Source organism: Pseudomonas sp. TE36184, assembly GCF_054060055.1.
The window spans coordinates 6,644,499-6,658,385 of the sequence record NZ_JBSSCU010000001.1; the positions used below are offsets into that span (position 1 = coordinate 6,644,499).

The window sequence follows — 13,887 nt, forward strand, 5'->3', positions numbered from 1 at the left end:
GAAAAACCGAAGCCCGTGCAGGTCATCGCCCTGCGCAGGGCCTGCGCCTATCCCGGCATGAACCCTGCAACGCGCTGGGCATACAGTCATTACCGAGGTACAGGCCTGATGCTCAGTCGTATCACTCAGCGCCAACTGGAATATTTCGTCGCGTCGGGCGAGGCCGGCAGCATCAGTGCCGCGGCTGAACGCATCCATGTTTCGTCGCCGTCGATCTCGGCGGCGATCACTCACATGGAGGCCGAGCTGGGCATCCAGCTGTTTATCCGGCATCACGCCCAGGGCATTTCGCTGACGGCGGTGGGGCGCCTGGTGATGCAAGAAGCCAAACAGATCCTGGAGCAGGTGAGCAACCTCTACACCATCGCCTCGGAGTCGTTGAACACCGTGCGCGGGCCGCTGCGCGTGGGTTGCCTGGAGTCGCTGGCGCCGATGATCACCCCCGAGCTGGTGTTTGGTTTCGGTCGTGCGTTTCCCGGTGTGCGCCTGACCCAGGCCGAAGGCAACCACGAGGAACTGCTGGAAAAACTGCGCAGTGGCGAGCTGGACATCGCCCTGACCTACGACCTGGTGACCAGCTCCGACATCGATTTCCAACCCCTGGCGCACCTGCCGCCGTATGTGATGGTCGGCGAGTACCACCCGCTGGCGAGTCTGTCGGCGGTCAGCATGCAGGACCTGGAGGCGTACCCGGTGGTGCTGCTCGACACGCCCTGGAGCCGCGACTATTTCCTCAGCCTGTTTATGCAGGCAGGCACCACGCCGAACATCATCATGCGCTCCACCAACCTCGAAACGGTGCGCGCCATGGTCGGCAACGGGATCGGTTATTCCTTCGCGAATGCGCGGCCCAAATCGAACCTGTCCCAGGACGGCAAACGCGTGATCCGCCTGCGCCTGGCGGGCGAGCACCGGCCGATGAAGCTGGGCTACGCCACGGCGAGCAACACCCAGCTGTCGCGTGTGGTGTCGGCGTTTGCCGAGCGCTGCCGCATGTTTGTGTCCGACCAGTACATCCCCGGCATGGCCCCGCCGAGCTTTTTTGACCCGCATGCGGTGCGCTCGCTCAGCAGTGTGAGCTGAATTTGCACCAAAAGGTGGCGTGTTCGGCGCGGTGAGTTCAGGCGCGCACCCTTTCGGTCAGGGCCTACAGCCTATCCAATGTGGGAGGGGGCTTGCCCCCGATTGCAGTGGGTCAGCTTGCTGATGTGTTGCTGATGCGCCGCTATCGGGGGCAAGCCCCCTCCCACATTGATTTTTGGTGGTTTCGAGGGTGGCGGCGGGCTGCGTAGGTTCTGCCTACCCAGTGGACCGGGTTTTACGAATTGACCCCAAGGGCCCGTCCCCACGACTCTGATTTCATTGATGCAGATCAATTTCCTTCTTTTGGGGCAGGGCAGCGCGACGATGACATTCGACTGGAATTATATGTTGGGTCTGCTGGGTGACGCCGAGTTCTGGCGCGCAACGTGGACGGTGATCAAGCTCAGCACCCTGACCTGGGTCTTGAGTATCGGTCTGGGCTTTCTGCTGGCGCTGGCCAAGCAATCCAGGCATGGGCTGCTCAGCGTTCCTGCGCGTGGCTATATCTGGCTGTTCCGCAGCCTGCCGTTGTTGGTGTTGTTGATCTTTATCTACAACCTGCCACAAGCGCTGCCCGGCACATCGGCGATTCTGGCCGACCCGTTCTGGTCCGGCCTGTTGGCCCTGGTGATCTGCGAAACGGCGTATGTGGCCGAGATCCATCGCGGCGGTCTGCTCTCGATCCCCAAAGGCCAGGGCGAGGCAGCGCGGGCGTTGGGCTTGAAGTTTTTCGGCACCCAATGGCGCGTGGTGATCCCCCAGGCTGTGCGGGTGGCGCTGCCGTCCCTGGCCAACGAATACATCTCCATCGTCAAGCTCACCTCGCTGGTGTCGGTGATCTCGCTGACGGAAATCCTGATGGTCGGCCAGCGCCTGTATTCGCAGAACTTCCTGGTGATCGAAACCATGGCGGCGGTGGCGTTTTTCTACGTGTTTATCGTCACCGTGTTCGACTTCCTGCTCAAACGCCTGGAGCGCTTTCTCGACGTCAACCAACGCAATGTGTCGCGGGTTCCCGATGCGGCGGTGCTGGCGCTGGCCACGCAACAACGGGTTGCGCTGCAACGCCCGGCAACCACCGGGGCCCCGGCGCTGCAAGCCACGCGGCTGCACAAGGCCTACAACGACATCGAGGTGCTGGGCTCGGTCAACCTGCAGGTCCAGCCCGGTGAAGTGGTGTCGGTGATCGGGCCGTCGGGGTCGGGCAAAACCACCTTGATTCGCCTGCTCAACGGCCTGGAGCAACTGGACAACGGCGAGATCAAGATCAACGGCCAGCCGTTCATCCACCTGAACAAAACCGGCGCGCAGAAACCGCAGTACGTCGAACACGCCGAGCATCGCCTGAACATCGGCATGGTGTTCCAGAGCTTCAACCTGTTCCCGCACTTGAGCGTGCTCGACAACCTGCTGATGGCGCCGAAATACCACGGCCTGGGGCGTACCGACGCGCTCAAGCAACAGGCCTACGCGCTGCTGCACAAGGTTGGCATGCTCGACCACGCCTGGAAGTACCCGCACCAACTCTCCGGCGGCCAGCAACAACGCGTGGCGATCGCCCGCGCGTTGATGATGCGCCCGCAGATCATGCTGTTCGACGAGCCCACCTCGGCGCTCGACCCGGAGAAAGTCAACGAAGTGCTGCAAGTCATCGAAGCCTTGGCCGAGGAGGGCATCACCATGGTGATCGTCACCCACGAGATGAATTTCGCGTTCAAGGTCTCCGATCGGATCGTGTTCATGGAGAAGGGGCGTGTGGTCTGCGACGACACGCCTGCGGTATTGCGCAGCGGCCAGAACCCACGCGTGGAGGCGTTCCTCAAGGACGTCTCGCTGGCGTGACCCTCTAACGTTCAGGAAAAACAAAATGATCGAGCAACATCAAATCGAGCAGTTCCAGCGCGACGGCTACCTGGTGGTGGAAGGCGTGTTGTCGATGGACGAAGTGGCCGCGTTGCAGCACGACTTCGACCAATGGGTAGAAGAAAGTCGCCGCCATGACCAGGGCTGGGGCACCACCGTGGATGGCCGCGCACGCTTCGATCTGGAGGGCGACCATCGCGCCGATCACCCGTCGCTGCGGCGGGTCAGTTCGCCCACCGAGATTTCCCCGGTGTATGAGCGCGTGGCGTTGCATTCACGCATGGCGGCGATTTCCGCGCAGTTGATCGGCGCCAGTGGCACGCGCTTTCACCACAGCAAGATCAACTCGAAGCTGCCCCGCACCGCGACCCAGGTGAAGTGGCACCAGGACTTTTTATTCACGCCCCACAGCAACGACGACATCATCACCGCCTTGCTGATGGTCAGCGAAGTGACCCCGCAAAACGGCCCGCTGAATGTGATCCCCGGCAGCCATAAAGGCCCGTTGTGGTCGCACTGGCAGAACCAGCGTTTCACCGGCGCGGTGGACGACGCCGTGGTCGCGCAACACTGTCGGCAACCGGTCGCCTGCTACGGCCCGGCCGGTTCCGTGTGCTTCATGCACACCCGGCTTTTGCATGCCTCCAGCCCTAACGAGACCGAACTGCCGCGCACCCTGTTCATCAGCGTCTACGCCGCTGAAGACGCGTTGCCATTCGGCGAAAACCCTCTGCCCAGCGCACATGCCGGCCTGCTGGTGGCCGGTGAAGAAAGTGGCTTGATACGTTCCACGGACAACCAACTGCGCTTGCCGCAGAAACCCCGTGGCGCGTCTTTCTTCGTGCAACAGGCCGGACAAGATTCTGCCACTGCCTAACCTCCCAACCCCCTTGCAGGTATTGACCATGACAGCGTTTCGTAAAAGTGTTCGTCCCCTTGCCGTGTGCCTGCTGGGCGCAGCGGTTGCGATGACCTCGTTGGCGGCTTCGGCGTTCCAGCAGGACGGCAAGATCATCGCCGGTTCCGATGTGACGTTCTTCCCCTATGAGTACATGGATAACAACAAGCCAGCGGGCTTCGATATCGAGTTCATGGACGGCCTGGGCAAGGTCATGGGGCGCAAGGTCGAGACCCTCGACACGCGTTTCCCCAACCTGATCACCGGCCTGCAGGCCGGGCGTTTCGATGTGACCAACTCGTCGATGTACATCACCGCCGAGCGGGTCAAGGTCATCGACATGATCCCCTACCTGAAAAGCGGTGAGTCGATCCTGACCCTCAAGGACAGCACCTTCCAACCCAAGACCCCCGAGGAGTTCTGCGGCCACAAGATCGGTTCCATGGGCGCTACGTCCTGGCTCGCGCAGATGAACAAACTGTCGGCCGAGTACTGCGTGGCCAAGGGCTTGAAGCCGATCCAGATCAGCGAGTACAGCACCGACCCGCAAACCACCCAGGCGTTGCTGGCCCATGCGGTCGAAGCGCAGATCACCGACGCGGCCGTGGCCCGTGGCGTGATCGACAAGCTGGGCAGCCGCGTGGTGATTTCCTCCGACGCCTTGATCTACCCGGTGCTGAACGGCTTCGGCGTGAAGAAGGGCAATGACACGGTGAAAAAAGCCCTGCTCGATGGCCTGGAGAAGTACCGCGCCACGCCGGAATACGCGGCCTTGCTCAAGAAGTACAACTTCGAGGCCCCCACCGATGCCGACCTTGCGGCGCTGATGCCCAAGTAAGCCTATTGCGCGGCCGCTGTCTTGCGGTCGCGCCCTGCGGAGACCGATCCATGGCGTTATCCCTCGAAGAACAGACGCGCATTGACCTGGCAGCGACCTTTCGCATCGTCGCCCACCTGGGTATGCACGAAGCGGTGGCCAACCACTTCAGCGCTGCCGTGTCGGCCGATGGCAAACAGTTTTTGCTCAACCCGAAGTGGAAGCACTTCTCGCGCATTCGCGCCAGCGACCTGCTGCTATTGAACGCCGATGACCCCAGCTGTGCCGACCACCCGAACGTGGACGCCACCGCCTGGTCGATCCACGGGCAGATCCACCGACTGCTGCCGCACACCCGCGCCGTGCTGCACCTGCACCCGGTCTACACCACGGCGGTGGCGTGCCTAGCCAAGCCGCACATCCCGGCGATCGACCAGAACACCGCGCGCTATTTCAACCGCGTGGCGGTGGACGAGCTCTACGGCGGCATGGCCGATACCGAAGCCGAAGGCGCGCGCCTGGTCGGCCTGCTCGACGGCAAGAGCCGCCTATTGATGGGCAACCACGGCGTGATGGTGACCGCTTCGTCCATCGGTGAAGCGTTCGACGATATCTGGACCCTGGAGCGCGCCTGCCAGATCCTCGTCACGGCGTGGTCCACCGGGCAGCCGCTGCGGGTGTTGTCCGATGAAGTGGCGGAAAAAACCGCGCGGGGCTGGGAAGGCATTACCGATTTCTCGCGCCGGCATTTTGAAGAAATGAAGCAAATGATGATCGATGCCGATGCGTCGGTGCTCGACTGAGGAAGCGCTATGACCTTTTCCGTTGTTGCCCGCTGTGCCGAGACGGGCCAGTTGGGGATCGCCATCAGTTCGTCGAGCATCGCCGTGGGCGCGCGTTGCCCGTGGCTGCGCCCCGGAGTGGGCGCGGTGGCATCGCAGAACATCACTTTGCCGAGCCTGGGCCCGCAGATTCTCGACCTGCTGGAGCAGGGCATGACGCCGAGTGAGGCCGTGGCGGCAGTGTTCGCCGGGCAGGACCACCGCGACTATCGGCAGGTGACGGTGATCGATCGGCTGGGCCGCACCGCGCACTTCAGCGGCGCGCAGACCCTCGGCCTGCATGCCGCGCAGAGCGGCGAGCAATGTGTTGCGGCGGGGAACATGCTGGCCAATCCCGGTGTGATTGCCGCGATGGTCGGCGCGTTTGAAAACGCCTCGGGGCATCTGGCTGACCGGCTGCTCGCCGCGATGCACGCAGGCCAGGCCCTCGGCGGCGAAGCGGGGCCGGTGCATTCGGCAGCCTTGGTGGTGGTCGACGATCTGCTCTGGCCCATCGTCAATCTGCGCGTGGACTGGGCCGATGCCGAGCCGATCGGCGCCCTCGATCAGTTGTGGCAGGCCTATCGCGGGCAACTGCAAGACTACCTCGACCGCGCCCTCCACCCGCACATCGCGCCGGGCTATGCGGTGCCGGGAGATGACCGATGAGCCACAGCCGTGACCTGCTGGCGCAACTGGTGCGCTTTGACACCACCAGCCGCGAATCCAACCTCGCGTTGATCGACTTCGTGCGTACTTATTTGCAGGGCCACGGCGTCACCTGTGAACTGGTGTTCAACGAACACAAGAACAAGGCCAACCTGCTGGCGACCATCGGCCCGGCGGATGTGCCCGGCATCGTGTTGTCCGGGCATACCGATGGGGTGCCGGTGGACGGCCAGCGCTGGAGCGTGGCGCCGTTCGACCTCACCGAACAAGACGGCAAGTTGTACGGGCGTGGCACCGCCGACATGAAGGGCTATATCGCCTGTGTGTTGGCCTGTGTGCCGGCGCTGGTGCGGGCGTCGTTGCGCGTGCCGGTGCATATCGCGCTGTCCTATGACGAGGAGGTGGGTTGCCTGGGCGTGCGTTCATTGATCGAACGGTTTCGCGCGCAGCCGGTCAAGCCGCTGTTGTGCGTGATCGGCGAGCCCACCGAGCTCAAGCCGGTGCTGGGGCACAAAGGCAAATTGGCCATGCGTTGCGATGTGCATGGCGCGGCGTGTCATTCGGCCTATGCGCCGTCGGGCGTCAACGCCATCGAATACGCGGCCTGCTTGATCCGGGAACTGGTGCGGCTCGGTGAAGAACTCAAGGCGCCGCAACACCTGAACGCGGCGTTCGATCCGCCGTTTTCCACGGTGCAAACCGGGGTGATGAGCGGCGGCAAGGCGCTGAATATCGTGCCGCAGCAGTGCTGCTTCGATTTCGAAGTACGCTCGCTGCCGGCCCAGGACCCGTGGCAGGTGGCGCACCAGTTACGGTTGTATGCCGAGCACACCCTGCTACCGGCGATGCAGGCGGTGAGTGCGCAGTGCGCGATCGGTTTCAGTGAGTTGTCCAGCTATCCGGGGTTGGCGACTTCGTCGCAAAGCCAGGCCGCTGAGTGGGTCGCGCAGTTTTGCGGTTCGCGGGACTTCGGTACCGTCGCCTTCGGCAGCGAAGGCGGGTTGTTCGATCAGGCGGGGATTCCCACCGTGGTGTGCGGGCCGGGCAGCATGGAGCAGGGGCACAAGGCGGATGAATTCATCAGCCTGCAACAACTGGATGCCTGTGATCGAATGCTGGAGCGGGTGGTGGAGTTTGTGCGTCAATAGCCCTCGCACTGACACTCGTGGTGAAGAAGGGGCCCCAGTTGAACGAACACACATTGTCCATGCGCCTGGAACGCGTGGCGGCGCATGTGCCGGCCGGGGCGCGGTTGGCGGATATCGGCTCCGACCATGGCTACCTGCCGGTGGCGTTGCTGCGCCGCGGCCTGATCGCGGCGGCGGTGGCGGGGGAGGTGGCCGCGACGCCATTCCAGGCCGCCGAACGCACCGTGCGCGAAAATGGCCTGGAGCGACATGTCAGCGTGCGCCTGGCCGATGGCCTGGCAGCCATCGAACCCGGCGACGCGATCAGTGCGATCAGCGTCTGCGGCATGGGCGGCGAGACCATCCGCGACATCCTCGACAGCGGCAAGGCCTGCCTCACCGGCCAGGAGCGCCTGATCCTGCAACCCAACGGCGGTGAACAACCGTTGCGCCAATGGCTGATGGACAACGGTTACCGCATCCTGGTCGAAGAGTTGTTGCGGGAAAACCGCTTCTACTACGAGATCATCGTCGCCGAGCGCGCCGAACCGCGGGTGTACAGTGCCGAGGAGTTGTACTTCGGCCCGCTGCACCTGCAGGCCCGCAGCCCGGACTTCCTGGCCAAGTGGCAACGCCTGCTGCGGCAAAAGCAGAAAACCCTGGCCGGTTTCGAACAGGCCCGCCAGGCGTTACCGCCGGCCAAGGTGCAAGAGGTCGCCCGGCAAGTGCAGTGGATCACCGCGTTGCTGGCGTGAGCGCAGCGGGTTGATCGAACCCACTCGCTACGCGGTCGTTCCCGACGCTGAGTGCTTTCGCCCCATCTTCGCGCACGGCACACGATTTTTCGGGTGTCGCACCGCCTGTTCAGGGGGCCGCTCTCTGCGGCCCGTATCTTGCTTGAGCCTTCCCAATCAATGACATGGCACTTTGCCGTTAGTCATTTCAAGGCGTCACCCATCGTTGCCGCGTGTGGGTGGTTTTAGGGAGTAGTCGGCCATGCACAGTCTTTTGTCACCCGGTATCCGCCTGCTCGGACGTTTCGGCTTCGCACGCAAATTCCAGATTCTGTTCATTCTGTTCATTCTGCCCTTGGCCGGGAGCCTCTGGATGATCGGGCTGGACTATCGCGACAAACTCGCGGTGATTTCCAGCGAAAAGTCCGGCGTTTCTCAACTGCTGACCCTGGACGCGCTAGATGGCCAATTAACGGCCCAACGCAACCTGGCGTCGCGCTGGAAAGCGCTGGACCTGCTGCGTGAACCGACTCCTGCAGCCAAGGCGGCGATGGACCAGGTGGATGCGAACAACCCGCTCATCCTGCAAAGCCTGCAAGCCCTGGGCGACGCGCTCAAGAAACAGGGCGCGAGCGCCGATACCCTGGCCCGCTTCGATGCGTTGCAGGCAGCGGTCAAGGGGATGGATGTGCAATCCCTGCGCACCGTCGGCTGGTGGCCAGACGGCTACGACCGCTTCACCTCGGCGCTGAGCGCCATGCAAACCCTGCGTGAACAGATCACCCTCGACGCCGGCCTGATCCTCGACCCCTGGCTGGAGACTTACCTGCTGATGCAGATTTCCAGCCAGCACACGCCGGACCTGATCGAGCGTATCGGGCGCATGGCCAGTATTGGTCAGTCGTCCATCGCCTCGGGCCAGTTCACCTTGCAAAGCCGCTTGCAGATGCGCGACCTGCGCGGCCGTATCGGCGATGCGCGGGACCAGTTGATCAAGGCTGCGGCATCGCTCAAGGCCAAGCCATATGCCGGCCTGGAACCCTGGACCGCGCAGTACGACAACAGCCTGCAACAACTGGACAGCGAGCTCAAAGTGCTCGACGACGGCGTGTTTGGCGGCACCATCAAGCTTGACCCTGCCAGTTTCGAGCGCAGTGTCGACACCATGCTCGGCAGCCTGGGCGCGTTGCGCAAGCAATCGCTCGGCTCGCTGGATGCGCGCCTGACCCATTACCACGACCGCTCCTTGCAGCAATTCATCCCCGTAGCGGCCATTTTCAGCCTGCTGGCCCTGGCGGCGCTGTACCTGTTCATGTGCCTGCAAGCGTCGATCCGCCGCAGTGCCAGCGGTATCACCACGCTGGCTGAGTCGTTGCGCGACGGCAACCTGTGTGTGGAAGTGGCGGTGGACGGTCGCGATGAGCTGGCGGCGATCAGCGCGGCGCTCAACGTGGCGGTGGTGCAACTGCGTACCAGCCTGCTGGGGGTCAATCACGAGACTCAGCAACTCGGGTCGGCGGTGCTTACGCTCAATTCGCAGTCGGGCAGTACCCTCAGCGACGTCGAAGACCAGCAACACCAGATCAGCCAGATCGCTGCGGCGGCGACGCAATTGGCCGCCACCTCCATGGGCGTCGCCAAAAGTTGTGAGCAAGCCTCCGGCAGCGCCCAACACACCCGCCGCATCGCTGAAGACAGCAGCCGCGACAGCCAGCGCACTACGGCGAGCATCCAGCAACTCAACCAGCGCCTGACCGACACCGCCAACGCCCTGGAGCAAGTGAGTCAGCAGGGCCAGCAGATTCAGTCGGTGGTCGACACCATTCGAGGCATCGCCGAGCAAACCAACCTGTTGGCACTCAACGCCGCCATCGAAGCCGCGCGAGCTGGCGAACAGGGCAGGGGGTTTGCCGTGGTCGCCGATGAAGTGCGCAGCCTGTCGCAACGCACCCAGGCCTCCACCGCGCAAATCGCCGGCACCGTCGACAGCCTGCGCGCCACGGTCAGCCAGGCCGTCACACTGATGAGCGTCGCCTGTGCCCAGGCGCTGACCGACGCCGAATCCGTTACCGGGCTGGGCGCGCGGCTGGGCGAGATCGCCGGAGCCGTGCAGAACGTCACCGACACCTTGGCGCATATCGCGGCGGCGGTGGAAGAACAAGCGACGACGGCGGACGAGGTGAGCGGCAATATCCAGCAAGTGGATCAGGCGGCAGGGCGCTTGCTCGATGGCGCGCGGGCGGTGAATCAGGCAGCGGATACGTTGAGCAAGGGCAGTCGTGCGCTGAGTGACAACACCGCACGTTTCCGCCTGAGCTGAATAGGCCGCCGGGTGTAAGCCGGTCTAGTTTGTGTCCTGACTGGACTCTACCTCGAGTTTCAATCGGTCAGCCTTGCTGATGTACTTGTCCTTGGTTTTCGGCGCCAATTTGGCACTGGCCTTTTTCGCGTTGGCCTTTAATAGCTGATTGATCTTTTTACGACGGTTCATGTTGGTCTCACCCACCTGGTCAATTCTCGAATGATATCAGCTAAAAACAATGGGCCCGATTTTGACGGTGCGGTGTCATAAAATAGTGGCACAATGCCTCATTCTCAGGCATCGCAAGCACAAGGAGATGAGCCTTGCACCTATTGATCACTCGCGCCGCCTCACTCAGGGCCACGCTTCATCGCCCTGAACCCTTCAATCTGTTCACGCTGTTGCGCAGCGCTTCGGACGAGGTCCGCCTGCACTCTCGCTACCTGGCTTTTTTGCTCAACCCCAAGGGCGCCCACGCCGCGGGCGGGAAACTGCTGGAGCTGTGGCTCGCGGCGTTGAATATAGAAGGCTTCGATTGTCGCGCTGTCACGGTGGATGTCGAGTACCGCAATGTCGACATCCTGATCCGCAACGGCAAGCGCCAGGCGATCATCATTGAGAACAAGCTCAACGCCGAGGACCAGGATGCCCAGTTGCACCGTTACCTGGAAGCGCTCCAGGGCGAGGGCTACCAGACGTTCCCGCCGTTGTACCTCACCCTGGACGGGCGCGATGCCGACACGCGCAGTTGCCTGGGCATCGACTACCAACGCATCAGCTACGCCGCCGACATCCTGCCTTGGCTTGCGCAATGCCAACCTTGGGTGATCCGCGAAGCGGGCGTGCGAGAAAGCCTGCTGCAGTACATCGACCTCATCGCAAAACTGACTTTCCAGAACCAAGGACACGCCTACATGGACGCGCTCAAGCAGACGTTACGCCAGGACAACAACCTGCTCGTGGTCAAGGACCTGCAGAGAGCCTTCACCGAGACGCTCAAAGACCTGCAACTGGAACTCTGGCAAGCCGTTGCCAAGTGCGTCGAAGATAAATACCCCACGCTGCCCAAGCCCTCTGAAGCGCCCACTGCGGCGGTTATCGACCGTTACTACAGCGCGGCCAGGGATAACCGTTATTACGGCCTTCACTACGAGCTGGGCTTTATGGCGGGCTCGGTCTACATCGAGCTCAATCATCGCTTCTATTGTGGCTATTGCTGCGATGCCGAATCCCATCCTCGCGATTTCGGGCAACTGGAAATGTTGACGCTGTTGTTGGCGAACGATGGCGTCAGCGAAAATGGCTTGCTCTGGCGCTTCACCACCGAACTCAATATGAAACACCCCAGCGACGAGCACCTGATGACACTGCTTGCATTGGGGACGCGAGCGCAAGCGGCAGAGCGCATGGCAGACGACCTTTATGACCTCTGGTACAAGGCGCATGAACTCTACGGCGCAGCAGCGTCGGGCGCGGGCCGCATGGCGGTCGATCAGCCAGGCTAGGCTTGGGGCCGCGCCGCTGGACAGCTACTTGCCCTACTCAGACTCCTGAGCCTGGGTAGGGAAAAGAATTTTCAGGCGGGGGTTGACCACGTAATTTAATCCTGTATTATTTGCCTCCCGCTAACGAGCAGTTCGCTGCTGGTCTGGCTTAAGTAATTGATTTTGTTGATAAAATTAAAAACTTTTAGGGTTGCTACTTCGAAGAGTGTGCTGTAGAGTGCGCTCCTCGGTTGAGACGAAAGATCTTAACCAATCGCTCTTTAACAACTGAATCAAGCAATTCGTGTGGGTGCTTGTGGAGTCAGACTGATAGTCAACAAGATTATCAGCATCACAAGTTACTCCGCGAGAAATCAAAGATGTAACCAACGATTGCTGAGCCAAGTTTAGGGTTTCTTAAAAACCCAAAGATGTTTGAACTGAAGAGTTTGATCATGGCTCAGATTGAACGCTGGCGGCAGGCCTAACACATGCAAGTCGGGCGGTAGAGAGAAGCTTGCTTCTCTTGAGAGCGGCGGACGGGTGAGTAATGCCTAGGAATCTGCCTGGTAGTGGGGGATAACGTTCGGAAACGGACGCTAATACCGCATACGTCCTACGGGAGAAAGCAGGGGACCTTCGGGCCTTGCGCTATCAGATGAGCCTAGGTCGGATTAGCTAGTTGGTGAGGTAATGGCTCACCAAGGCGACGATCCGTAACTGGTCTGAGAGGATGATCAGTCACACTGGAACTGAGACACGGTCCAGACTCCTACGGGAGGCAGCAGTGGGGAATATTGGACAATGGGCGAAAGCCTGATCCAGCCATGCCGCGTGTGTGAAGAAGGTCTTCGGATTGTAAAGCACTTTAAGTTGGGAGGAAGGGCAGTTACCTAATACGTGATTGTTTTGACGTTACCGACAGAATAAGCACCGGCTAACTCTGTGCCAGCAGCCGCGGTAATACAGAGGGTGCAAGCGTTAATCGGAATTACTGGGCGTAAAGCGCGCGTAGGTGGTTAGTTAAGTTGGATGTGAAATCCCCGGGCTCAACCTGGGAACTGCATTCAAAACTGACTGACTAGAGTATGGTAGAGGGTGGTGGAATTTCCTGTGTAGCGGTGAAATGCGTAGATATAGGAAGGAACACCAGTGGCGAAGGCGACCACCTGGACTGATACTGACACTGAGGTGCGAAAGCGTGGGGAGCAAACAGGATTAGATACCCTGGTAGTCCACGCCGTAAACGATGTCAACTAGCCGTTGGGAGCCTTGAGCTCTTAGTGGCGCAGCTAACGCATTAAGTTGACCGCCTGGGGAGTACGGCCGCAAGGTTAAAACTCAAATGAATTGACGGGGGCCCGCACAAGCGGTGGAGCATGTGGTTTAATTCGAAGCAACGCGAAGAACCTTACCAGGCCTTGACATCCAATGAACTTTCTAGAGATAGATTGGTGCCTTCGGGAACATTGAGACAGGTGCTGCATGGCTGTCGTCAGCTCGTGTCGTGAGATGTTGGGTTAAGTCCCGTAACGAGCGCAACCCTTGTCCTTAGTTACCAGCACGTAATGGTGGGCACTCTAAGGAGACTGCCGGTGACAAACCGGAGGAAGGTGGGGATGACGTCAAGTCATCATGGCCCTTACGGCCTGGGCTACACACGTGCTACAATGGTCGGTACAGAGGGTTGCCAAGCCGCGAGGTGGAGCTAATCCCAGAAAACCGATCGTAGTCCGGATCGCAGTCTGCAACTCGACTGCGTGAAGTCGGAATCGCTAGTAATCGCGAATCAGAATGTCGCGGTGAATACGTTCCCGGGCCTTGTACACACCGCCCGTCACACCATGGGAGTGGGTTGCACCAGAAGTAGCTAGTCTAACCTTCGGGGGGACGGTTACCACGGTGTGATTCATGACTGGGGTGAAGTCGTAACAAGGTAGCCGTAGGGGAACCTGCGGCTGGATCACCTCCTTAATCGACGACATCAGCTGCTCCATAAGTTCCCACACGAATTGCTTGATTCATGCGTTTGTCAAAGTGCAGAGCTAAATATTCGAATCGAATAGTTAGCTCTGATCTTTTTCAGAAC

At 61.0% G+C, this 13,887-nt stretch carries 11 protein-coding genes and 1 rRNA gene; 11 read left to right on the top strand and 1 reads right to left on the bottom strand.

Annotated features, from left to right (window positions below; genetic code table 11):
- Positions 1–108: 108 nt before the first annotated feature.
- From ACVWZP_RS30185 to ACVWZP_RS30225, 9 genes are all read left to right on the top strand, one after another.
- Positions 109–1,083: a LysR family transcriptional regulator gene (locus tag ACVWZP_RS30185; protein ID WP_457370378.1), complete on the top strand. Its 975-nt coding sequence runs from the start codon at positions 109–111 to the stop codon at positions 1,081–1,083.
- A gap of 324 nt (positions 1,084–1,407) precedes the next feature.
- Complete coding sequence (locus tag ACVWZP_RS30190) at positions 1,408–2,925, top strand: amino acid ABC transporter permease/ATP-binding protein (RefSeq protein WP_046382612.1); 1,518 nt, start codon at positions 1,408–1,410, stop codon at positions 2,923–2,925.
- A gap of 25 nt (positions 2,926–2,950) precedes the next feature.
- Positions 2,951–3,823: a phytanoyl-CoA dioxygenase family protein gene (locus ACVWZP_RS30195; RefSeq protein WP_017849369.1), complete on the top strand. Its 873-nt coding sequence runs from the start codon at positions 2,951–2,953 to the stop codon at positions 3,821–3,823.
- 28 nt (positions 3,824–3,851) lie between these two features.
- A complete protein-coding gene (locus ACVWZP_RS30200; protein WP_079444401.1) occupies positions 3,852–4,682 on the top strand; it encodes an ABC transporter substrate-binding protein in 831 nt (276 codons plus the stop codon).
- A 50-nt stretch (positions 4,683–4,732) separates the two neighbouring features.
- Entirely contained in the window at positions 4,733–5,464 is a 732-nt protein-coding gene (locus ACVWZP_RS30205; RefSeq protein WP_169886377.1) for a class II aldolase and adducin N-terminal domain-containing protein, read from the top strand.
- 9 nt (positions 5,465–5,473) lie between these two features.
- Positions 5,474–6,151, top strand: coding sequence for a DUF1028 domain-containing protein (locus ACVWZP_RS30210; RefSeq protein WP_017849366.1), 678 nt, complete (start codon positions 5,474–5,476; stop codon positions 6,149–6,151).
- Positions 6,148–7,299 (top strand): acetylornithine deacetylase, encoded by a 1,152-nt coding sequence (gene argE / locus ACVWZP_RS30215; protein ID WP_457370379.1) that lies wholly within the window; start codon positions 6,148–6,150, stop codon positions 7,297–7,299. Before ACVWZP_RS30210 ends, argE begins: the two co-directional genes overlap by 4 nt.
- A gap of 38 nt (positions 7,300–7,337) precedes the next feature.
- Complete coding sequence (locus tag ACVWZP_RS30220) at positions 7,338–8,033, top strand: tRNA (adenine(22)-N(1))-methyltransferase (protein WP_026140332.1); 696 nt, start codon at positions 7,338–7,340, stop codon at positions 8,031–8,033.
- Between the two features lie 241 nt (positions 8,034–8,274).
- Positions 8,275–10,332: a methyl-accepting chemotaxis protein gene (locus tag ACVWZP_RS30225; RefSeq protein ID WP_108524621.1), complete on the top strand. Its 2,058-nt coding sequence runs from the start codon at positions 8,275–8,277 to the stop codon at positions 10,330–10,332.
- Positions 10,333–10,356: 24 nt separating this feature from the next.
- Here the strand turns inward: ACVWZP_RS30225 and ACVWZP_RS30230 are convergent, their stop codons facing one another.
- Positions 10,357–10,503 carry a DUF2986 domain-containing protein gene (locus ACVWZP_RS30230; protein WP_017849362.1) on the bottom strand — a complete coding sequence of 49 codons (147 nt, stop codon included), beginning with the start codon at positions 10,501–10,503 and terminating at the stop codon, positions 10,357–10,359.
- A gap of 134 nt (positions 10,504–10,637) precedes the next feature.
- Between ACVWZP_RS30230 and ACVWZP_RS30235 the strand changes: the two genes are divergently transcribed.
- Positions 10,638–11,819, top strand: coding sequence for a PDDEXK-like family protein (locus ACVWZP_RS30235; protein ID WP_457370380.1), 1,182 nt, complete (start codon positions 10,638–10,640; stop codon positions 11,817–11,819).
- Between the two features lie 416 nt (positions 11,820–12,235).
- Positions 12,236–13,772, top strand: a 16S ribosomal RNA gene (locus ACVWZP_RS30240).
- Positions 13,773–13,887: the final 115 nt, after the last annotated feature.